The organism is Actinacidiphila rubida, from assembly GCF_900110255.1.
In the GTDB taxonomy this organism is placed as follows: Bacteria; Actinomycetota; Actinomycetes; order Streptomycetales; family Streptomycetaceae; genus Actinacidiphila; species Actinacidiphila rubida.
In genome coordinates this window covers 56,726-77,622 of the sequence record NZ_FODD01000017.1, presented here as the reverse complement: position 1 = coordinate 77,622, position 20,897 = coordinate 56,726, and the positions used below count along the sequence as shown (strand labels likewise).

General features: G+C 74.2%; 24 protein-coding genes. 11 read left to right on the top strand and 13 right to left on the bottom strand.

Features of this window, described 5'->3' with window-relative positions:
* Positions 1-6: 6 nt before the first annotated feature.
* The 4 genes from BMW99_RS18135 to BMW99_RS18125 are packed head-to-tail and all read right to left on the bottom strand — an operon-like array spanning position 7 to position 2,043.
* The gene (locus BMW99_RS18135; RefSeq protein WP_069464556.1) at positions 7-276 is read right to left on the bottom strand and encodes a Rossmann-fold NAD(P)-binding domain-containing protein; all 270 of its coding nucleotides are present in this window, start codon (positions 274-276) and stop codon (positions 7-9) included.
* 15 nt (positions 277-291) lie between these two features.
* Entirely contained in the window at positions 292-588 is a 297-nt protein-coding gene (locus BMW99_RS18130; RefSeq protein ID WP_069464555.1) for a Rossmann-fold NAD(P)-binding domain-containing protein, read from the bottom strand.
* A 15-nt stretch (positions 589-603) separates the two neighbouring features.
* Positions 604-729 carry a hypothetical protein gene (locus tag BMW99_RS42675; RefSeq protein ID WP_256090310.1) on the bottom strand — a complete coding sequence of 42 codons (126 nt, stop codon included), beginning with the start codon at positions 727-729 and terminating at the stop codon, positions 604-606.
* 51 nt (positions 730-780) lie between these two features.
* Positions 781-2,043: an MFS transporter gene (locus tag BMW99_RS18125; RefSeq protein ID WP_079176103.1), complete on the bottom strand. Its 1,263-nt coding sequence runs from the start codon at positions 2,041-2,043 to the stop codon at positions 781-783.
* A gap of 115 nt (positions 2,044-2,158) precedes the next feature.
* Between BMW99_RS18125 and BMW99_RS18120 the strand changes: the two genes are divergently transcribed.
* Positions 2,159-3,139, top strand: coding sequence for a DUF5937 family protein (locus BMW99_RS18120; protein ID WP_075017153.1), 981 nt, complete (start codon positions 2,159-2,161; stop codon positions 3,137-3,139).
* A gap of 35 nt (positions 3,140-3,174) precedes the next feature.
* Here the strand turns inward: BMW99_RS18120 and BMW99_RS18115 are convergent, their stop codons facing one another.
* Positions 3,175-3,723 carry an NUDIX hydrolase gene (locus BMW99_RS18115; protein ID WP_069466772.1) on the bottom strand — a complete coding sequence of 183 codons (549 nt, stop codon included), beginning with the start codon at positions 3,721-3,723 and terminating at the stop codon, positions 3,175-3,177.
* A complete protein-coding gene (locus tag BMW99_RS18110; RefSeq protein ID WP_075017152.1) occupies positions 3,720-4,616 on the bottom strand; it encodes a LysR family transcriptional regulator in 897 nt (298 codons plus the stop codon). Before BMW99_RS18110 ends, BMW99_RS18115 begins: the two co-directional genes overlap by 4 nt.
* A gap of 103 nt (positions 4,617-4,719) precedes the next feature.
* Here BMW99_RS18110 and BMW99_RS18105 point away from each other — a divergent pair, with 103 nt between their 5' ends.
* The 4 genes from BMW99_RS18105 to BMW99_RS18090 all read left to right on the top strand — a co-directional run bounded on the left by BMW99_RS18105 (position 4,720) and on the right by BMW99_RS18090 (position 9,375).
* Positions 4,720-5,811, top strand: coding sequence for an NADP-dependent oxidoreductase (locus BMW99_RS18105; RefSeq protein ID WP_075017182.1), 1,092 nt, complete (start codon positions 4,720-4,722; stop codon positions 5,809-5,811).
* Positions 5,812-5,823: 12 nt separating this feature from the next.
* Positions 5,824-7,692 carry an acyclic terpene utilization AtuA family protein gene (locus tag BMW99_RS18100; RefSeq protein ID WP_069467214.1) on the top strand — a complete coding sequence of 623 codons (1,869 nt, stop codon included), beginning with the start codon at positions 5,824-5,826 and terminating at the stop codon, positions 7,690-7,692.
* A 69-nt stretch (positions 7,693-7,761) separates the two neighbouring features.
* A complete protein-coding gene (locus BMW99_RS18095) occupies positions 7,762-8,730 on the top strand; it encodes a pirin family protein (protein WP_069467213.1) in 969 nt (322 codons plus the stop codon).
* 231 nt (positions 8,731-8,961) lie between these two features.
* Positions 8,962-9,375, top strand: coding sequence for a carboxymuconolactone decarboxylase family protein (locus tag BMW99_RS18090; protein WP_069467212.1), 414 nt, complete (start codon positions 8,962-8,964; stop codon positions 9,373-9,375).
* Positions 9,376-9,401: 26 nt separating this feature from the next.
* On the opposite strand, the gene BMW99_RS18085 is transcribed toward BMW99_RS18090, so the two are convergent.
* Positions 9,402-9,872 (bottom strand): MarR family winged helix-turn-helix transcriptional regulator, encoded by a 471-nt coding sequence (locus BMW99_RS18085; protein WP_245791520.1) that lies wholly within the window; start codon positions 9,870-9,872, stop codon positions 9,402-9,404.
* Between the two features lie 130 nt (positions 9,873-10,002).
* Here BMW99_RS18085 and BMW99_RS18080 point away from each other — a divergent pair, with 130 nt between their 5' ends.
* A complete protein-coding gene (locus BMW99_RS18080) occupies positions 10,003-10,563 on the top strand; it encodes an NADPH-dependent FMN reductase (protein ID WP_069467211.1) in 561 nt (186 codons plus the stop codon).
* 208 nt (positions 10,564-10,771) lie between these two features.
* Positions 10,772-11,536 (top strand): SDR family NAD(P)-dependent oxidoreductase, encoded by a 765-nt coding sequence (locus BMW99_RS18075; protein ID WP_069467210.1) that lies wholly within the window; start codon positions 10,772-10,774, stop codon positions 11,534-11,536.
* A gap of 30 nt (positions 11,537-11,566) precedes the next feature.
* On the opposite strand, the gene BMW99_RS18070 is transcribed toward BMW99_RS18075, so the two are convergent.
* Positions 11,567-11,746 (bottom strand): hypothetical protein, encoded by a 180-nt coding sequence (locus BMW99_RS18070; protein ID WP_069467209.1) that lies wholly within the window; start codon positions 11,744-11,746, stop codon positions 11,567-11,569.
* Between the two features lie 184 nt (positions 11,747-11,930).
* Between BMW99_RS18070 and BMW99_RS18065 the strand changes: the two genes are divergently transcribed.
* The 4 genes from BMW99_RS18065 (at position 11,931) to BMW99_RS18050 (ending at position 14,249) form a co-directional block, all read left to right on the top strand.
* Positions 11,931-12,596 carry a class I SAM-dependent methyltransferase gene (locus BMW99_RS18065; RefSeq protein ID WP_322900207.1) on the top strand — a complete coding sequence of 222 codons (666 nt, stop codon included), beginning with the start codon at positions 11,931-11,933 and terminating at the stop codon, positions 12,594-12,596.
* Between the two features lie 176 nt (positions 12,597-12,772).
* Positions 12,773-13,180, top strand: a complete 408-nt coding sequence (locus BMW99_RS18060; protein ID WP_069462841.1) for an ester cyclase — start codon at positions 12,773-12,775, stop codon at positions 13,178-13,180.
* 77 nt (positions 13,181-13,257) lie between these two features.
* Positions 13,258-14,046, top strand: coding sequence for a COG4280 domain-containing protein (locus BMW99_RS18055; RefSeq protein WP_069462840.1), 789 nt, complete (start codon positions 13,258-13,260; stop codon positions 14,044-14,046).
* Complete coding sequence (locus BMW99_RS18050; RefSeq protein ID WP_069462839.1) at positions 14,043-14,249, top strand: hypothetical protein; 207 nt, start codon at positions 14,043-14,045, stop codon at positions 14,247-14,249. Before BMW99_RS18055 ends, BMW99_RS18050 begins: the two co-directional genes overlap by 4 nt.
* Positions 14,250-14,318: 69 nt before the next feature.
* On the opposite strand, the gene BMW99_RS18045 is transcribed toward BMW99_RS18050, so the two are convergent.
* The 5 genes from BMW99_RS18045 to BMW99_RS18025 form a co-directional block, all read right to left on the bottom strand.
* Positions 14,319-16,295 carry an ATP-binding protein gene (locus tag BMW99_RS18045; RefSeq protein ID WP_245791519.1) on the bottom strand — a complete coding sequence of 659 codons (1,977 nt, stop codon included), beginning with the start codon at positions 16,293-16,295 and terminating at the stop codon, positions 14,319-14,321.
* 160 nt (positions 16,296-16,455) lie between these two features.
* Positions 16,456-17,649: a nitric oxide synthase oxygenase gene (locus BMW99_RS18040; RefSeq protein ID WP_075017150.1), complete on the bottom strand. Its 1,194-nt coding sequence runs from the start codon at positions 17,647-17,649 to the stop codon at positions 16,456-16,458.
* Between the two features lie 65 nt (positions 17,650-17,714).
* Positions 17,715-18,857 (bottom strand): globin domain-containing protein, encoded by a 1,143-nt coding sequence (locus tag BMW99_RS18035; RefSeq protein ID WP_069466178.1) that lies wholly within the window; start codon positions 18,855-18,857, stop codon positions 17,715-17,717.
* Positions 18,858-19,708: 851 nt separating this feature from the next.
* A complete protein-coding gene (locus BMW99_RS18030) occupies positions 19,709-20,137 on the bottom strand; it encodes an SRPBCC family protein (protein WP_069466179.1) in 429 nt (142 codons plus the stop codon).
* Positions 20,138-20,261: 124 nt separating this feature from the next.
* On the bottom strand, positions 20,262-20,834 hold the full coding sequence (locus tag BMW99_RS18025) for a TetR/AcrR family transcriptional regulator (protein WP_069466180.1): 573 nt from the start codon (positions 20,832-20,834) through the stop codon (positions 20,262-20,264).
* Positions 20,835-20,897 lie beyond the last annotated feature (63 nt).

Genomic DNA, 20,897 nt, shown 5'->3' with positions numbered 1-20,897 from the left:
CGGGGATCAGATCCAGGGAAGTACCTCGCGGTGCTGGACCAGGACGCCGTGCGGCTCCCGGGTGCCGGCCGGCAGGGTGGCCAGCCACACCACGTCGACGGCGGCCTCGTCGGGGCTCTGCGCTTCGGACATGTCGGAGAACCAGGGGCGTGAGGCGCCGGTGTCGACGAGCCCCGGGCAGCAGGCGTTGACCAGGACGTCCCGTGCGACGGCCTGCTCCCCGAGTGAGCGGTCGACGATCTTCACGGCCGCGACCTGGGCGATCTTGGACGGCACGTTGATCCAGCCGGGTCAGCCCTCGGCGGCCGCGCGGCCCTCCTGCACGGCGCGGGTGTAGTCGTCCATGACGGCGTCCAGGTCCTTCAGGGCCATGGCCGCGACGTCGAAGCGGGCGTGGAGCCGCGGGTCCAGTTCGCGCAGCGAACCGAAGGAGCTGGACATCACCACCACCCTGGCGCCGTCGTTCAGGAGCGGGACGACGGCCTCGAGGACACGCCGGGTGCCGCGGTTGTTGGTGTTGACCAGGCCGGCGACCTGATCGGCGGCGGGCACGTCGCGGGCGATCCTGTTGGTGGCGTTGGACACCACGACGTCGATGCCGCCCTACTCGCGGGCGATGAAGTCGGCGCAGGAGCGCACACTCTCGTCGTCGGAGACGTCCAGCAGGTGGAACGCCGGTAACAGCCCCTCGGACCGCAGCAGTTCGACGCGGACGGACCGGTTCCGCACCGCTGTGCGCGGCGGCTCGCGGCGCCTCGGGCGCCCGTGCGGGTCCGGGCGTCACGGTGTGCGGCGGGAGAGCGCCGGGCGGATCAGCAGCGCGCCCGCCGCACCGGACACGCCCACCGCGGTGACCGTCCACCACAGGGTGCCGGGTCCGGCGGCCGCGTAGAGGGCAGGGCCCACGCCCAGGGCGAGGAAACGGGCCACGCCCCGCGCCCAGTTGAGGGCCGCCTGGTAGCGGGCGCGCGCGTCGTCGGGAGCCAGGTCGGCGACGACCGACGTGGCGATGCCGCCCGCGCACACCTCGCCGGCGCTCCACACCACGACGGTCAGCAGGTAGCCGCCGGTGGTGCTCGCCACGCCGGTCAGGCCGACGCCCGCGGCGAGCAGCACCGAGGTCACGGCCCACACCCGCATCCGGTCGAAGCGCAGCACCCACGCGTTGGTGAACGGCTGCAGGACCACGACCAGCGCCGCGTTCACCACCGCCACCAGGCCGTACGCCGACGCCGGCAGTCCGTGGTCGCGGATGGCCAGGGGCACCGTGAACTCGGTCTGCGCGTACACGCACTCGCCGGCCACCGACACCGTGACGAACGCCAGCAGCAGCCGGTCCCGCACCACCACCCCGTAACCGCCGCCCCCGGCAGGGCCCTTCGGCGCGTGCGGCGCCGAGCGCGGCAGGGCGGCGGCCGCCACCGCCGCGAACCCCAGGCACGTCACCGCGTCCACCACGAACAGCAGCCAGAAGCCGCGCTCGACCAGGAAGCCCCCGGCGGCGCCCGCGGTCGCCGCGCCGATGTTGATCGCCCAGTGGTAGAGGCCGAAGGCCGCCTGCCGCCGGGAGGGACCGGCCGAGTCAACGATGACCGCGGCGACCCCCGGCCCGTGCAGCGAGCCGGCCGCGCCGACCAGGGCCGCCGCAAGCGACAGCGTCAGCACCCCCGGGGAGCAGAAGAGCAGGGCCTGGCTGACCGGTGTGGCGACCATCCCGGCGAGGATCGCCTGCCGGCGGCCGACCCGGTCCGCGAACCAGCCGCCCGCCACCGGACCGGCCAGCCCGCCCGCGCCCAGCGCGCCGAGCACGTACGGCGTCTGCGCCTCGGTGACCCCCCGCGAGCCCAGGTAGAAGACGAGGAACGGCACCACCATCGTGCCCACGCGGTTGACCACGGTGCCGCAGAAGACCACCCAGAACGGGGCGGGCAGACCGCCGAAGTGCCGTGCGGCGGCGGCGCGCAGACGGCCGCGTCCGGGCGGCGGGGCCGCGCCCGCGGGGCCGGCGGACGGGGCGGGGGAGGACAGGACGGGAGCGGTCATGCGGGAATGGTGCGGCGGCGCCACCGGTTGACGGCAATGATTAAGGTACGGCTGAATCCGGGGTACGGCCCCGGCACCGCGGAGGGCTCACCGGCGGGACGGGACGGGGACGGACATGGCGGGGGAACTGCGGTTCGCCTTCTCGGCGACCGACGTGGCGCGCACCAGGTTCGCGGTCTCCCCGCTGTGGGAGGTCGTCGCCAGCGTCCGCACGTTCAAGACCGCGGGGCCGCACTCGGTGCACCGCGGCTGGCGCCGGGACGTCGCGCCGCGGCTGGCCGCCGCGGGACTCGACGCGGGGCTGCTCGCCGACCTGGTGCCGTCCGCCGGCTACACCCCCGACTTCATCACCCCGCCGCCGCTGCCCGGCGGCAGCGTCCTCGACGCGGAACTGCGCGAGGTCGCGGCCACCCCGGCGCAGGAGGTCCGCAGGGAACTCGACGAGTACGGGCTGCACACCGAGCGGATCCGGCGGTTGCACGCCGACCCGGCCGCCGGACTCGCGCGCCTGGCCGCGGAGATCAGCGCGTACTGGGACCTGGCGCTCGCGCCGTACTGGCCGCGGCTGCAGGGCGTGCTGGAGGCCGACGTCTTCCACCAGGCACGGCGGCTGGCCACCGACGGCGCCGAGGCCGTCCTGGGCAGCCTGCACCCCAGCGTGCGCTGGGGCGCCGGCACGCTGACCGTCCGCCACAAGACCTGCCCGGCCGAGACGGTCCTCGGCGGCAAGGGGCTGGTGCTGGTGCCGTCGGTGTTCGCCTGGTCCTCGGTGGCCGCCACCACCGCGACGCCCGTCGCCAAGCAGCTGTTCTACCCCAGCCGCGGCTGGGGCTCGGTGTGGGAGGAGTCGCGTGCGGCCGTTCCGGAGGCCGTGGCCGCCGTCCTGGGCCGCACCCGCGCGCTGCTGCTGGCCGAGCTGACCGTGCCCGCGTCCACCAGCGAACTGGCCGGCCGCACCGGCCTGTCGGCGGGCGGGGTCAACCAGCACCTCACGGCGCTCCGCGACGCGGGCATCGTCTCCGCGCACCGCGCGGGGCGCTCGGTCCTCTACATGCGCACCGCGGTCGCCGAGTCCCTGCTCGCCGCGAGCGCGTAGCCCTCGGTCCTCCGCGGAGATCCGGACGGCAGACGCTAGCCCCGCTCCTCGCGGAGCGCGAGCAGGCGTTCGTAGCCGGCGAGGCCGTCCGGGACCCAGTCCCACGTGGTGAGCCGCGCGGCGACCTCCTCCTCGGCGAGGAAGGCGTGCCAGGCGACCTCCTCGACCTGCGGGTCCACCGGGAGGTCGCAGCGCACCTCGTAGACCGCCGACCACCAGCGCCCGAGGTCGCCGCCCTCGAAGGAGAACCTGAACAGCGGTTCGGGGCGCGGCAGTCCGTTCACGCCCAGCTCCTCCTCGGCCTCCCGCAGCGCCGCGTCGTCGTAGGACTCGCCGGTGCCCACCACCCCGCCGACGAACATGTCGTACATCGACGGGAACACCAGCTTGCGGGCCGTGCGGCGGTGCACGAAGATCCGCCCTTCGGCGTCCCGTGCCAGCACGAACACGCAGCGGTGCCGCAACCCGCGGGCGTATGCCTCACCGCGCGGTGCCTGCCCGATGACGTGGTCGTCCTCGTCGACGATGTCGAGGATCTCGTCGGCGGACAGCGGGGCGCGGTCGTCGGTGGGGGAGTCGCTCATACCGCGATTGAACCATCCAGCACGGACTCGGCCGCCGAGCGCAGCTCGCGGATCAGGGCCCGCACCCCGAGGGTGCCGGCGAGTTCGGGAGCGGTCGCGTAGCCCACCTTGCGGCTCGGGCGGCGCGGCCCCAGGTCCGTGACGGCCACCGCGGCGGGCGCACCGAGCAGTGCCAGCCCCGGCATGATCGCCATCCCCAGGCCGCGCGCGACCATCGACAGCACCACGCTGTCGTCGCCCGCGTCGACCGTGGCCCGTGGGATCCAGTCCTGCTCCGACCACCAACGCCGGGTGTACGACGAGCAGTTCTCCGTCCAGTCGACCAGCGGCAGCGCGCGCGGATCGGCCGCCCCGGCCGGGTGCGCCAGCGCGTACGGCTCCTCGAGGAGTACCGCCGTGACCAGGCCACCGGGCGGGGGAGTCGAGCCGTCGAGGGTCGCGATCGCCAGGTCGGCGCGCCCGTCGGCCACTTCGCCCGCGGTGCCCCGCCCCACGTCCGGCACGATCCGCACCTCCGGTGTCAGCAACGGGTGCCGGACGGTGAGCCGTTCGAGGGCGGGCGGCAGCAGGTGCACGGCCGCGCTGCGGAACGCCGCGATGCGCAGGGTGCCGGACGCCTGGCCGGCGGCCGCGCCCCGTGCCTCGCCGGGGAGGGTGTCCAGCAACCCCAGGATCCGGCGCGCCTGGGCCGCGGCCCGCTCGCCGGCGGGCGTCGGCCGGGCGCCGTGCCGGCCGCGGTCGAACAGCACGGCGCCGAGCTTGCGTTCGCAGGAGCGGACGGCGTGCGAGACGGCCGACTGCGTCAGACCGAGGCGTGCGCCGGCCGCGGTGAAGGAGCCCTCGTGGGCCACGGCGACGAGGACGCGCAGCTCCTGCGGGACGAGTTCGCTCATGCGCGCCACTGTAGGCCGTTCCATGAACGCCGCTCATGGAAGAGCGCGATCCATCGACGGCGGCCCCTGCACCCCGCGAAGACGCGCTCCTAGCGTGGCCGTCATGACCACGAACCCGGCGCCGACCGCGCCCGCCGCGCCCGCCCCGGCGCCCCTTCCCGCCTCCCTCGCCGCCCCTTCAGCGGTTGGCCACGCCGTCACCGTCCACCAGGTGGCCCGGCCCCGCGGTCTGCCCACCGCGGGCGACTTCGCCTTCGTCGAGCACGCCGTTCCCGCGCCGGAGCCCGGCACCGCCCTGGTGGAGAACGTCTACCTGTCCGTCGACCCCTACATGCGCGAGGCGATGGAGGAGGGCGGCTGGCAGCTCGGCGTGCCGCTGGAGGGCCGTTCCGTCGGCCGCGTGGTGCGCAGCCGCACGGCCGGGCTGCGCCCCGGCGACCTGGTCTTCCACCGGCGGGCCTGGCGCACCCACGCCCTGGTCACCGCCGAGGAGGCACGGGTGCTGCCGTCGCTGCCCGGCATCCCGCTGCGTGCCTGGCTCGGCGTGCTCGGCGGCACCGGCCTGACCGCGTACGTCGGCCTGCGCCGCGTCGCGCGGCTGGCACCCGGCGAGACCCTGTTCGTCGACGCCGCGGCCGGCGGTGTGGGCACGGCCGTCGGCCAGTTCGCGCGGCTGATGGGCGCCGGCCGCGTCCTCGGCAGCACCGGCAGCGCCGCGAAGGCCGCCCACCTGGTGCGCGACCTCGGGTTCGACGCGGCCTTCGACTACCACGACGGGCCGTTCGCCGAGCAGGTCGCGGCGCTCGCGCCGGACGGGATCGACGTCGGCTTCGAGAACGTCGGCGGCGAGCAACTGGAGGGGCTGATCGCCGCGATGCGGCCGTCCGGCCGGATAGCCTGGTGCGGCAGCGTCGCCCAGTACAACGACCCGGCGCGGCCGCCCGCGGCGCCCCGCAACCTCTACGACGTCGTCCACAAGTCCCTGCGGCTGGAGGGGTTCCTGGTCCGCGACCACCGCGACGCCCAGCGGGAACTGGAGGAGTTCGCGGTGCCGCACCTGCGGTCGGGGCGGATGGTGCCCGACGACACCGTGACGGAGGGCATCGGCAGTGTGGTCGACGCGTTCGTGGGGGTCTTGCGCGGGAGCAGCACCGGCAAGATGATCGTCCAGGTCGGTGACCCAGAGGAGAAGTGACGGGAGAGTACGGTGACCGCACGCGAGACGCCCCGCCGGACGCCGGGCCAGGCGCCCCTGAGGGTCGCCAACTGCTCCGGCTACTACGGCGACCGCCTCTCGGCGGCCCGCGAGATGGTCGAGGGCGGACCGATCGACGTGCTCACCGGCGACTACCTCGCCGAGCTGACGATGATGCTGCTGTGGAAGGCCCGGCAGCGCGACCCGGAGGGCGGCTACGCGCTGTCCTTCCTCGCGCAGATGCACGACGTGCTCGCCACCTGCCTGGAACGCGGCATCAAGATCGTGGTGAACGCCGGCGGCCTCAACCCGGCCGGGCTGGCCGCCAAGCTCCGCGAACTCGCCGCCGCCGGCGGCCTGGAGCCGGTCGTCGCGCACGTCGAGGGCGACGACCTGCTCGCCCGGCTGCCCGAACTCCAGGCGCGCGGCCACGACTTCGCGCACCTCGCCAGCGGGCTGCCACTCGCCGGGTCCGGCGTCGAGGCGGTCACCGCCAACGCCTACCTCGGCGGCTGGGGCATCACCGAGGCGCTGCGCGCCGGCGCCGACGTGGTGATCTGCGGCCGGGTCACCGACGCCTCGCTCGTCGTCGGCCCGGCGGCCTGGGCGTTCGACTGGGCCCTGGAGGACTGGGACGCGCTGGCCGGGGCCGTCACCGCCGGCCACATCATCGAGTGCGGCACGCAGGCCACCGGCGGCAACTACTGCTTCTTCACGGAGATCCCCGACCCGGTCCACCCCGGCTTCCCCATCGCCGAGATCAATCCGGACGGTTCGAGCGTCATCACCAAGCACCCCGGCACCGGCGGCGCGGTCACCGTCGGCACCGTCACCGCCCAACTCCTGTACGAGACGGGGCATCCCGTCTATCTGAACCCCGACGTCGCGGCCCGGTTCGACACCGTGCGGCTCAGCCAGCAGGGACCCGACCGGGTCGCCGTCGGGACGGTCACCGGCGAACCCGCGCCGCTCGACCTCAAGGTGTGCCTCAACCACCGCGGCGGGTACCGGAACTCGGCGACCTTCGTGCTCACCGGCCTCGACCTCGACGCCAAGGCCGACTTCGCCGAGGCCACGCTGCGGGACGCGACCGGCGGCCCGGCCGCGTTCGCCGCGTACGACCTGCGGCGCGAGCACGGCGGTGAGAACGACCGCCTCACCCTCACCGTCAAGGACCCCGACCCGCACACCGTCGGCCGCGGTTTCTTCACCGCTGTGGCCGGCACCGCGCTCGCCGGCTACCCCGGCCTCCACCTGGAGCACGCCGCCCCCAAGGCCACCGAGTACGGCGTGTACTGGCCGGCGCTGATACCCGCCGGCGAGGTCGAGGCGGTGACCGTGCTGGCGGACGGCACCCGGCTGCCGGTGCCCAGGCCGCCCGCCGTGCTACCCGCCCGGCCGCTGCAGGCCGACGCCGTGCCGCCCGCCGCGGTCCCGCCCGCGGGCGCGCGCCCACTGCCGCTGCGGACCGCCGGGCCCCTCGGCCAGGGCGCCCCCGGAGCGGCGGGCCGCACCGTGCGGCTGCCGCTGGGCACCCTCGTCGGCGCCCGCTCCGGCGACAAGGGCGGCGACGCCAACGTCGGGCTCTGGGCGCGCGACGACGACGCCTGGCGCTGGCTGCGCGACTACCTGGACGTCGACCGCCTGCGCGTGCTGCTCCCCGAGACCGCGCGACTGCCGGTCAGCCGGTACGAGCTGCCGCGGCTGCGGGCGGTCAACTTCGTCGTGCACGGCCTGCTGGGCGACGGCGTCGCCTCCTCCACCCGCGCCGATCCGCAGGCCAAGGCGCTCGGCGAGCGGCTGCGCGGCTGCCTCGCCGACATCCCGGAGGAACTGGTCGACCCGGCCCCCGCCGAGTTCACACGGGTGCCGGAGGGATGACCCCACCGCACCCGGGCGGCGGCGGTGCGCGTTCCCACGGCGCGCCGGGGGGAGGGGCATCATCGATCCATGAGCAACCTCGATGTGAAACCGGCGGCCACGGTCTGCGGTGGCCGCGACGACGTCTCCGCCGCCCCCGTGCGCGAACTGCTCACCGCCCGGACCGTGCCGCTGGGCGAGAGCACGGTCGTGCGCCGTCTGCTGCCCAACCTCGGCCGCCGCATGGTCGGGGCGTGGTGCTTCGTCGACCACTACGGTCCCGACGACATCGCGCAGGAGCCCGGCATGCAGGTCCCGCCGCACCCGCACATGGGCCTGCAGACCGTCAGCTGGCTGCACGAGGGCGAGGTCCTGCACCGCGACAGCCTCGGCAGCAAGCAGACCGTGCGGCCGCGTGAGCTGGGACTGATGACCTCCGGCCGGGGCATCTCGCACTCCGAGGAGTCGCCCCGCGACCACGCCCGCTACCTGCATGGCGCCCAGTTGTGGGTCGCGCTGCCCGAGGCCCGCAGGAACGTCGAGCCCGCCTTCGAACACCACGCCGAACTGCCCGAGGTCACCGGCGGCGGCGGTCTGCACGCCACCGTCATCCTCGGCGAGGTCGACGGCGCGGCGTCGCCCGGCACCACCCACACGCCGATCGTCGGCGCCGACCTCACGCTCGGCGAGGGCACCGCCGCGCGCCTGCCCCTGGAGCCGGACTTCGAGTACGCCGTGCTGACCATGTCCGGCGAACCGGAGGTCGACGGCGTGCGCCTGGCGCCCGGCTCGATGCTCTACCTCGGCGCCGGCCGCAAGGCCCTGCCCCTCGACGCGACCGTCGAGAGCTCCCTCGTCCTGCTCGGCGGCGAGCCCTTCGCCGAGCAGATCATCATGTGGTGGAACTTCATCGGCCGTACCCCCGAGGAGATCACCGAGGCCCGTGAGGCGTGGCACGCCGGCGACCGCTTCGGCGAGGTCCACGGCTACGCCGGCAAGCGCCTCGACGCGCCGCCGCTGCCCGCGACCCCGCTGAAGGCGCGGGGACGCGTGCGCTGAGCGGGCGGTGGCTCCGGCGCGATCGGGCTGGTTCACGCCGGTTCGGGGCCGGGGGCCGGTGCGGGGCCGGTTCAGAGCGGGTTCAGGCAGGGGCGGCCGGCCCCTCCGGCCGGTAGCCCGCGGGCGGCCCGGATGGCGGTGCCGGGCTGGGGCCGTCCCCCGGGGTCGGCGAGCATGGTGCTGCGTGACCGGGCCTCACCCGCGGGCCCGCGCAGCCGCGAAGGGACCGCCATGGCCGGCGCTGCCGAGGACGACCGCTACGCCGACGCGCTCGCCACCGCCGAGCGGCTGCTCGGCACGTCGCTGGAGCCGTTCCTGGCGCTGGGCCCGGGGGAGCCCGCCAGCGGCTCGGACTTCGCGCGGCTCGCGACCGTGCACACCTTCGGTGACGCGTGGCCGCGGACCGAGGTGCTGGACACCCGGAGCCGCGCCCTGGTCTCCGTGACGATCGCCGCCGTCCTGGGGACCCTGGAACCCCTGCGCGGCCAGCTCCGCATCGCCCTGGGCAACGGGGTGTCGCCCGAGGAGATCGTCGAGGTGTTCGTGCACGTCGAGGCGTACGCGGGGGCCGCGCGCGCCTTCGAGGGCTACCGCATCGCCAGGGAGGTGTTCGCGGAGGCGGCTCGCGCGAAGGGGGACGGCTAGCGCGTCACCCCGCGGTGCTCCGGCGGTCAGCCGGCCGAGGCGATGCGCCGGAGGACGTCGATCAGACGGGTGAGGTCCTCGTCGGCGACGTGGTCCAGGACGTGCCGGCGGACGCTCGCCAGGTGCACCGGCCAGGACTCCTCCAGCGCGGCGAGACCCGCGTCGGTCAGCACCGCGTTCCAGCCGCGGCCGTCCTCGTCGCACTTCGCGCGCCTGACCAGTCCGCGCCCCTCCAGCCGCTGCACGATGCGGGTCATGCCGCTGAGGGAGAGGTTCACGGCCGCGGCCAGCTCGCTCATGCGGAGCGTTCGGCCGTCCGCCTCGGACAGGTGCATCAGCGTGGTGTACTCACTGAGCGGGAGCCGGCCGGAGCGGGCCATGTCGTGGTCGACGGCACGCGGCAGCGCCGTCATCACCCGGCCCAGGGTCCGGACGAAGTCCTCCTCGGCGGCGCTCATCGGCTCGTCGGGCATCGCGCTCACACTCCCGCTGGTCATGTACCCCATCGTAGGACCTTGTCACGTCAAGGAACTCAAAGTGATTGCTTGACGCAGCAAATACAGCGACGTTTACTTGACAGCGCAAGTACACGTCTCGGGTCACCGACCCGAACCGAAAGGCTTAGGCATGACCAAGATCGGCATCATCCTCGGGAGCACCCGCCCGGGTCGCAACGGTGAGGCAGTGGCCCGCTGGGTCCTGGACGTGGCACGTCGGCGCGACGACGCGGAGTTCGAGCTGATCGACCTGCTCGACTACAAGCTGCCGCACCTCGACGAGGCGATCCCGCCGTCCATGGGCCAGTACACCCAGCCGCACACCCAGGAGTGGGCCCGCACCATCGACGGGTTCGACGGCTTCGTCATGGTGACGCCGGAGTACAACCACTCCACGTCCGGCGCGCTCAAGAACGCCATCGACTTCCTCTACGCCGAGTGGAACAACAAGGCCGTCGGCTTCGTCAGCTACGGCAGCGCGGGCGGCACGCGCGCGGTCGAGCACCTGCGCCTGGTCGCGGGCGAGCTGCAGATGGCGGACGTGCGCGCGCAGGTCGCGCTGTCCCTGTTCCACGACTTCGTGAACTTCAGCGAGTTCACGCCCGGCGAGTTCCAGGCCGACGCGCTGAACGCCACGCTCGACCAGGTCATCGCCTGGAGCACGGCCCTGGCGCCGCTGCGCGCGAAGTAGTACCGGCGCGGCGGCACCAGCCGCGGGTCCGTCCGGCGGAGGGACGCACCCGCGAACCCGCGGCCGCGCGGCCCGGGCGCCCACCCCGCGCCCGGGCCGCGCGGTTTCGCGGTTGCGGGGCCCGCCGGGTCCGGTACGGGTCTCGTGCGGGCCCGCCCCGCCGGGGACGACAAGACACCACCGTGGGGGGCAGCTCAAGGAGACAGTCATGGGAACGCTCGACGGCAAGGTCGTGCTCATCACCGGCACCGGAGGCGGCCAGGGCCGCGTCGCGGCGCAGATCTTCACCCGGGAAGGCGCCAAGGTCGTCGGCGCCGACATCCAGGCCGGCGCCAACGAGGAGACGGTCGCGCTGGTGCGGGACGCCGGAGGCGAGATCACCGGCATCGCGCCGGTCGACCTCACCGACCCCGACCAGGCGCACCGGCTCGTCGACGAGGCCGCGGCGGCCTACGGCGGCCTCGACGTCGTCTACAACAACGCGGCCCTCCAGCGCTTCGGCGCGATGCCCGACTTCTCGATCGAGGACTGGCGGACGACCGAGGCCGGCGAACTCGACATCCCCTTCTTCGTCTCCAAGTTCGCCTGGCCGCACCTCGTCAGGCGGGGCGGCGGAGTCATCATCAACATCGCCTCGCAGGCCGGCCTGATCGCCGGCGCGAACCCCCCGATGGTCGCCCACGCAGCCGCCAACGCCGGGGTCATCGCCATGACCCGCCAGCTCGCCCTCGAAGGCGCACCGCACGGTATCCGCGCGGTGGCCGTCAGCCCCGGCCCCGTGATCACGCCGGCCAGCGAACGCGACCTCGGCGACGACCAGGCAGCCAGGGACGCCATCACGAGCAAGACCCTGCTCAAGCGGTTCGCCCGCCCCGAGGAGATCGTCGAGCTCGCGGCCTTCCTCGCGTCCGACCGTGCGTCCTACATCACCGGCGCGAACTACCCCGTGGACGGCGGGGCATCGGCCTGGTAGCCGGTGGACCCGGGCCCCGGGGCCCGGGTCTCAGTTGCCGAAGGGGCCCATCCCGGGGAGCGTGGTCCGCGTGTGGTTGGGGGGCAGCAGCGCGTCGCGATCGGGGGCCATGCGGCGGTGCGCGTCAGGGTCCGTGTACGACGCCAGCCTGCGCCGCTCCGACACCATGGTCAGGAGCCGGCCGCCCTTCTTCGCAAGCCATGCCTTCATGATCCCGCCCCCATCTCTCCGAGGCCCCACGGCCTCGTATCCGCAGTATCACCCCGGGGCGCGCGTGCGAACCTCGCGCTGAGCAGAACTTGAGGTCGCCGTGCCCGCCGCGGCGGGGCGGGTACGTGACCTTGTCCGAGGGGGAGGGTCGACGATGGTCCCAGCGGACGAGAGGAGCCCCCCCGTGGACGGCACGCCCATGGACGAGAACCGCCTCCTGGCGGAGCAGATGGCCTACTACCGGGAGCGCGCGAGCACCTACGACCGGCCCTACGAGGAGAGCGCGGCGCTGCGGGCGCTGCTCACCGTCGTCGACGAACTCCCCGTCGGCGGGGACGTCCTGGAACTGGCGTGCGGGACGGGCCAGTGGACCTCGCGGCTCGCGTCCCTCGCCCGCTCGGTGACGGCGCTCGACGCGTCGGCGGAAGTACTGGAGATCGCGCGGACCCGGGCGGCGTCCCCCACGGTGGACTTCGTCCAGGCCGACCTCTTCCGCTGGCGGCCGCCTCGCCGCTACGACGCCGTGTTCTTCGCCTTCTGGCTGTCCCACGTGCCCCCGGCGCGCCTTCCCGCCTTCTGGTCGTCGGTCGCCGCCGCGCTCGCGCCCGGCGGCCGGGCCGTCTTCGTCGACGACGGTCCCCTCGCGGCCGAGGGCGAGGAGATCCTCGCGGACCCCGCCGTCCCCACGGCCGTGCGCAGCCTCGACAACGGCGACCGCTACCGCATCGTCAAGGTCTTCCACGACCGGGACACCCTGTCCCGCGACCTCACCGCCCTCGGCTGGACCCCCGCCATCCGCACCCTCGGCAGTCAGTACGTCGGCACCGCCGAGCCGCCCGCCGCCCGCTGAGCCGGAGCGCCGTGGTGCGGCGCGTGGGGGGGATCGAGGGGGCCGGACGGGGGGTTCGGGCGGGGTGTCGGGGGCGGGAAGGGGAGCGGGGAGTGAGGATGGGTGGCTCTGGGGTCCGCCCGCCGGCCGGCAGGCGGCCCGCGGGGGCCGACGCCGTCACGTACGAGGGAGTTGCCGTGGCCCAGCAGGACAACATCGCCGTCCAGACCGCTTTCGGCGAGGCCGTCAACAGCGGGAACCTGGCCGCCCTCACCGGCCTCGTGGCCGCCGGCGCGGTCGACCACGACCCCGCGCCCGGGCAGGGCCCGGGTCCGGAGGGCTACCAGGCGATGTTCGGTGAGCTGCGGCGGGCCTTCCCCGATCTGCACGTCGAGGTCGAGCACGTGATGGGGACCGACGACGAGCTGGCCTTCGCCTACACCATCAGCGGCACGCACAGCGGCGAGCTGGCCGGGCACGCGCCGACCGGCCGCACGGTGCGCTACCGCGGCATGCAGATCAGCCGCTTCGAGGGCGGCAAGCTCGTCGAGCGCTGGGGCAGCAGCGACGAGCTGGGCATGATGCGGCAGCTCGGCCTGGCCTGAGCACGGTCGCCTCAGGAGTCCCCCGCGACGGCTCGGACGTTGACCCTACGTACCGACCGACGCGGAGGTGGTCGCGCATGACCGGCGTCGTGCTCGTCCTGACCGTCTTCCTGGCCTGCGCCGTCGAGGCCGTCGAAGCGCTGACCATCGTGCTGGCGGCCGGCACCAGCCGGAACTGGCGCTCGGCCCTGCAGGGCACCGCCGCGGCCCTGGTCACCCTCGCCGTGACGGTCGCCGCCCTCGGGCCGGCGATCGGCCTGATCCCGCTCCGGGCGCTGCGCCTGGCGGTCGGCGCCCTGCTGCTGGTGTTCGGGCTGCAGTGGCTGCGCAAGGCGATCCTGCGGGCCTCGGGTCACAAGGCGCTGCACGACGAGGCCGGTGCCTATGCCCGGCAGGTCGCCGCCGCGGGTGCCGCGGCCGGCGGCGGGCGCGGCGTCGTCAGCGACTGGTACGCCTTCACCCTGTCCTTCAAGGGGGTCCTCCTGGAAGGGCTCGAAGTCGTCTTCATCGTCGTGACGTTCGGCACCAGCCAGGGGAGCGTGCCGCTCGCCGTGCTCGGCGCGGTCGCCGCGGTCGTGGCGGTCACCGGGGTGGGGCTCGCCGTCCGCGCGCCGCTGGCCAGGGTGCCGGAGAACACCATGAAGTTCGCCGTAGGGATCATGCTCACCGCCTTCGGCACGTTCTGGTCCGCCGAGGGAGCCGGTGCCGCGTGGCCCGGCGCCGACGCGGCCCTGCTGGTCCTGATCCCCGCCCTCGCCCTGCTCGGGCTCGGCGCCGTCGCGCTGCTGCGCCGCACCCGGCCCCCCGGCGGACCGGCCGCCGGGACGGGCGCCCCGGCCCCCGTGGGGAAAGGAAGCACACCGTGAAGTGGATCCGCTCGTTCGCACTGTTCTGGTACGACTTCGTCGTCGGCGACGACTGGCGGGTCGCGGCCGGGGTGGCGGTGGCGCTGGGCGCGACCGCGGGCCTGGTCCACGGCGCGGGCGTGAACGCCTGGTGGCTGCTGCCCGTCGCGGTGGTCCTCCTCCTCGGGCTGTCCCTGCGCCGCGCGGTCACACGGGCGCGCTGACGCCGGCAGATGACCGCGGCGTGCTGACGGGTGCTCGCCACCCGCCGGTGCCGGCCCCGGGCGGGTGGGTCAGGGCGTGGCGGACAGCAGGCGGGCGAGATCGGCGCGGCCCGCGTGGCTCTCGCCGTGGGCGAAGGCACGGCCGTAGCCGTCGTCGCCGAGAGCCGTGCGGGCGGTCAGCTCGCACTGGTCGCGGACGGCCTGCAACTCCGGTGTGCCCCGCTGCGGGTGGCCGACGCTGCGCCACACGGCCGCGCTCGTGCCGTACGTGGAGGCGGCCGCCTCCGCCTGTCCGGCCGCGGCCAGCGCGGCGGCCAGCACGTCCAGGCCGAGGGCGGTGCCGAACGCGTCGCCCAGCGTCTGCTTGCCGCGGAGCATCATCCGCGCGTGGTGGGCGGCCTCCTGCGGCGCCGCGCTGACCAGCGAGATCAGTGCGAGCTGGTAGTCCAGGTAGGAACGCGTCCACACCTCGCCGGACAGCACGCAGTACTCCCTCAACTCCATGGCCACCGCCCGCGCTTCGGCAAGCTGCCCGGTCGCGGTCAGTGCGAAGACGCGGACGAGGTGGCAGCGCAGCCGGGCCGCGGAGTCGAACGGCGAGCCGGACGCCGAGGTCAGCGCCTGCTCGACGATGTCCATGGCGGCCTGGGACCGGCCGGTCAGCAGCGCCAGCAGGCCGGTCGCGTAGGCGGCACCGAGCCGGGACTCCTTGTCGCCGTCGGCTGCCGCGGCCCGCTCGGCACCGCGCGCCAGGCGCAGAGCGCGCCGGTAGTCGCCCTGGAGGGTGACGGTCACGCACAGCGCGGTCAGCGCCCGGGTGCGTTCCGGACCTGCGAACAGGTGCGCGGCCAGGGCGCGTTCCAGCGCCGACCTGGCCTCCTTCACATGGCCGCAGCACGTCCAGAAGAACACCAGCCGCCCCGCGACGTCCGCGGCCCGGCGCGGATCGGTGGCCAGCAGCAGGTCCAGGGCGATCCGCAGATCGACGTGGACCTCCTCGACCCTGCCGTAGCACTCGGCCTGCGCGTGCCCGGCCCAGCCCGCCTCCGCCTGCTGCACGAGCTCCACGATGTGCCGGGCGTGGCGGTCGGCCGACGCCCGCTCCTCGCCGAGCTCCCGCAGCCACTCGCCGCCGAACTCCCGGACGGTGTCCAGCATCCGGTCGCGGTCCGTCCCGTCGCGGCGCAGCAGCGACTGCGCGACCAGGCTGCCGAGCAGACCCGGCACGTCCCCCGCGGCCAGCGGCCCGCCCGCGGTGACCTCGACCGCGGAGTCCGTGCTGAACGGGCCCCGGAACACGCTGAGCCGCGCCCACAGGAGGCGCTCCAGCGGGGCGCACAGCTCGTGGCTCCAGCCGATCGTGGTGCGCAGCGTCCGGTGCCGCTCCGGCCACACGAACCCGTCCGCCGCCAGGGTGGCGAAGCGGGACGCGAGCCGCGACGCGACCGCGGTGACGGGCGCCGGCCCGACCTGGGCCGCCGCCAGCTCGATCGCCAGCGGAATGCCCTCCAGCCGCCGGCACACGGTGGCCGCGGCGTCCGCCGCGCCCGGTGCGGCCAGCGCCCTGAGACCCGCCGCACCGGTGATCCGCTGCGTGAACAGGGCCACGGCGTCCTCGCCGTCGGCGGGCAGCGGGTCCAGCTGCAGGACGGCCTCGCCGCGGCACGCCAGCCGCCGGCGGCTGGTGGCCAGCACGGTGACACCGGGCGCGGCGGTCAGCAGCTCGCCGACGATGTGGACGCAGGCCGGCAGCAGGTGCTCGCACGAGTCGAGCACGAGCAGCAGGTTCTTGTCGGCGAGCCACGCGGACAGCGCGTTCAGCGGCATCCCCGCGGAGTGGTCGGCGAGATCGACCGCGTCGCTGATCGTGGCCAGCAGCAGGTCGGGACCGGCCAGCGTGGACAGGTCGGCCCACCACACGCCGTCGGGGAAGGCGTCCTCGGCGCGGGCGGCGGCCCGGAGCGCCAGCCGGCTCTTGCCGACTCCGCCGGTGCCCGTCACGGTGACCAGCCGCCGGCCGTCCAGCAGACCGCCGAGCAGCGTCAACTCGCCTTCTCTGCCTACGAAACCGGACGTCTCAGGCGGCAGGTGTCCCCTCATGCACACAGCCTGCCACCATCACACCACCGAGCGCACCCTCGCAGGACAGGCGGCCGCCGCCCGGCCGGCCCGCCCGCCGTCCCGGTCCCGCGTACGCCGTCCCGGATCAGGGCGACCGTCGCGCCCGCGCGCCGGCCCGGGGCCCGCGCGGCCCGGGGACGGACGGCGGCTGCGCGTGGCGGGGGCAGCCGGACGGCGAGGCCGGAGCGCGGTGGACGAAGGCGGGCCGCTGGTCGGGGTCCGGCGGGTCGTAGTAGCGGTGGAAGACCGCGGTCGCCGAGCCCGACAGCGGCGGGACGATCCAGCTCCAGTCGGTCGGCACCGGCCGCCCGTGCCGGCCCTCGCGCTCCACGTGGGCCAGGAAGCGCGTCGACTCGGTGTGGTGGTCCGCCATCGTCACCCCCGCCTGCTCGTAGGAGTGCAGGACGGCGAGGTTGAGCTCGACCAGCGCCCGGTCCCGCCACAGGGTGCGGTCGTTGGCCGTGTCGAGGCCGAACAGCTCGGCGACGGCCGGCAGCCGGTCGTAGCGGTCGGCGTCGGCGAGGTTGCGGGAGCCTATCTCGGTGCCCATGTACCAGCCGTTGAACGGCGCCGCGGGATAGGTGACGCCGCCGATCTCCAGGGACATGTCGCTGACCGCCGGAACCGCGTACCAGCGCAGGCCCAGTGCGGCGAATCCCGGGTGCCGCGGATGCTCCAACGGCACCTCCAGCACGGCGTCCTCGGGTATCTCGTAGAACTCCGGCGCGCGCCCCGATCCGGGTTGCACCAGCAACGGCAGCACCTCGAACGGGGTTTCGCCGCCCTTCCAGCCCAACTCCTGTGCCAGGGCCACCCGCTGCGCACTGCGCGGGTCGTCCGCGTAGCGCACCAGCTGCTCGCCCAGGAGGGTGGCGGCCGGCCGGCCGGGCCGGTTCGGCGCGAAGACGCTGATGACCGGCCGGATGCGGCCGCCGTTGGTGGCCACCCGCAGGTGCTCGAAGCACTCCTCCGCGATGCCGTCCGGGTCCTCGACGTGCCGCAGGTCGCGCACGATCAGGTTGTTCCAGTACAGCCGGCCGATGCAGCGGGCCGCGTTCCGCCAGGCCACCCGTGCGCCGAACGTCAGCTCCGCCGGGGTGTGTTCATAGGTCCCGTACCGCTCGATCTCCGCGGTGACCTCGGCGATCCTGTGCGCCGGGTCGCCGGCCCTCGGGTTCTCCGCGGTGAACTGCCGGACGAAGTCCACGGCCGCGTCCAGCACGTCGTCGCGTCCCGGCGCGCGGTGCGCGGCGACGGCGGGCGGATCGGAGATGCGCACAGGTGGTTCACTCCTGCTCGGGGGGTGGGACGAGGTCACGGCGCCGTGCGGCACCGCGGGAACGGTCACTGCCCGGTGCCGTCGCTCAGGTGCCGGGGCATCAGCGAGGCCTCCAGGGCGGGGACGTCGAACGGGTCGAAGTGGATCCGCTGCGGCGGAATGCCCTGGCGGGTCAGGATCGAGGTCGCCTCGGTGACCATGTCGACCGGGCCCGAGAGGAACGCCTCGTGCTGGTACCACGGCCCGAACTCGCCCAGGACGCGCGGCAGCGTGCCCTCCAGGCCGGCGATGCGCTCGTGCGAGACGGCGGCCCGCACGGAGAGCCAGTGGTGCCGCTGCGACATCCGCAGCATGTCGTCGAGGCCGTAGAGCTCGTCGGCCGTGCGCGCCCCCACGAACACGTCGACGTAGCGCCGCATCCCGTTGCGCGCGGCCTGCTCGACCAGCGCGCGGATCGGGGCCATGCCCGTCCCGCCGGCGACGCACACCAGGTCGCGGTCGCTGCGCGGGTCCAGGGTCATGTCGCCCTGGGTGGGCCCGAGCCGCACCAGGTCGCCCGGCCGCGCCTTGTACACCAGCGCCCGGCTGACCTGGCCGGTCCTGACGGCCCGCACGTGGAAGGTGATGGTGTTGTCCGGACGCGGGGCGTGCGCGGGCGAGTAGTAGCGCCACGCCTTCGGCTGCCAGGGCGTCTCCATGCTCGCGTACTGGCCGGCCGTGTACGGGTACGGGCCGTCGGGGCGGACGGTGATCTCGGCGATGCCGTGGCCGCGGTGCACGTGGTCGATGACCTCGGCCTGCCAGGACGCGGGCCCGGTGCGGGCGTCCTCCTCGGCGGCGTGCATCATCACCTGCGAGACCACGCCGTAGCCGTGGGTCCACGCGTCGGCGATCTCCTGGGTCCAGGCGTGGCCGGCGAAGCGGGCCAGCGCGGACAGCAGGCACTCGCCCACGGCCGGGTAATGGCCGTTCAGCGCACCGAACTTGCGGTGGTCCCGGCCCAGCCGGCCGCAGAACCGCACCAGGTTCTGCGGGTCGTCGACCAGGTCGACGATCTGCAGCAGCCCGCGCAGCAGGCGGTCGCGCTGCACGTCGAGGTTGTCCGGGAACAGCCCCCGCACCTGCGGGTAGCGGGTGAAGAGGATGGCGTAGAAGTAGACGGTCATGTCGGCGGCGAACGGCGCGACCACCGACACGCTCGCGCGCATCAGCGCGATCTCCTGCTCCGTCAGCGGAACGAGGCCCGGTGGCACGCTGAGCGGCGCGGGGCCCGGCGCCGGCGGGGGAGCGGGCGGCGAGGGCGTGTACTGCGGTTCCGGGGACCCGGGGTGCTGCGGGGCCTGGTCGGGGACGTCCCCGCCCCGGCGCTTCTGACCTCCCGGGCCGGACCGTGAGGGGAATTTCACCGGGCACCGCCGGGTGCGGTGTGTCCCGGTATCGGCAGGGGGGGAATCCACCGCCCGGACCGTGTGGTCCGGCTGCCGGCGTTGCCGTCCGCGGGACGGCCGCAGAGGCGGATTGACCGTTCCGCTACACCGACGTCACCCCTGAATTTCGTGCCTGTCGATCTGCCGCTCCGGCAATTGATCAGGGCCGCGCAGAGCCGATGCGCGTGGGTGCGCGCAGCCGTATCCGACATGGGTGGTGAGCCTCCCTGGCGCCTCGCCGTACGGGGTCGGACGGCAGGAACGCTTCACCCTAATGCAAAACCTTCACCCGTCAACCACGGGATGCGCGCACGGCAAAAGTGGTCGGATGCGGTGCCTCCTCGTCATTTTCCGGCCGTTCCGGATCGGTTGACGGGTGCACAACGGCTTCAAAGTTTGCCCAATCGACAAGGTTGTTTCCCTTTCGGCGTCAGGGAAATCGATAAAGGACTGGGTAAGGCCGCATTATTCTGCTCATGTAGGGAGGTGACGCTGAACTCTCATGGTAAATCCGCATAATGAGGAGGGTTACGGTCCGAACCGGACGCGGTGCGTCCGGTGCGGGACGGCGGGTGCGGGTGCGGGGTGGTGCGTGCGGGGACGGCGGGTGCGCGGCGCCCGCGCACCGGCGGTCACCGGGCCTGGAGGGGCTTCGCGAAGGACTTGCGCAGCGACGCGGGGGCGGCGACGGGCAGCAGCGCGGCGAGCATCTTGCCCTTGATCGTCGACGGCTGCCGGGTGAGTTCGACGTCGACGCGGGTGCCCCCGGCCTCGGGGGTCATCCGGAACACCCAGCCCCCGCCCGCGCCGAAGAGCTTGGAGTCGAGCGTGGTGATGGTGACCCTGTCGCCGCCCGGCACCCACTCGTACCGCGCGCGCTCCCAGGCGGCGGAGGTCCCTTCGGTCACCTCGGCCCAGGTGTCGCCCATCCCGTGCACCTCGAAGTGCTCGGCGTCGATCGTCGGCCACGCCTGGGCGCGCTCCGCGCTGAAGTCGGTCAGCACGCGCTGCACGTCCGCGGGGCTCAGCGTGGAGAGGAGGTGGAAACGCACGACTGCCATGGGAAGGTCCTCGCTTGAGAAGTAACTGTTCCAACCGGTGACGGAAGAGTCCCATGTGCGGGCGTCACTAGTCAAGGCGGTGACGAGCCCTGCCCGTGCGGGATCGCGGGATACGCCGCGCTCGTCACGGGGAGTTCGTGGGTGGGCGGTTGGCCTCGGCGATGACCGCGCCGGCCAGGCGGGCGGAGCGGGTGGCGATCTCGCGGGGCGTGCAGGGGCGGCCGTTGCCGAGCCACCAGGTGATGGACTGCGTGAACATCGCGCCCAGCACCGCGGCGGGCAGGCTGTCGGACGGCGGCGGCCGGAGGTGCTCCTTGACCATGTCCGTCAGGGACGCACGCATCTTCGCGGCGAACCACGGGCTGCCCTTCGCGCCGAGCAGCGCGGCGTAGAAGCGGTGGTACCGGTCGATGTGCTCGAAGAACACCACCCACCGCTCGGCGGCGGGCGGCCCAGCGCCCGCGTCCTCGGACACGGTGCCGAGCAGTTCCGCCATCGCCTCGTCGAAGATCTGCTCGACCAGCTGGTACTTGTCCGCGTAGTTCCGGTAGAAGGCGGCGCGGCTCACCATCGCGCGCTCGGTGACCTGCCCGACGGTGAGCCGGTCGAACCCGCGCTCCTCGATCAGCTCGACCAGCGCGTCACGCAGCAGTTTGCGCGTACGCCGCACCCGCAGGTTCTCCGTGGGCTGAGACACTTCGCGCTCCTTGTCCCGATCGGAACAGCGCCGGTGATCTGTTCCTTGTCGCGGTGCGAGGCC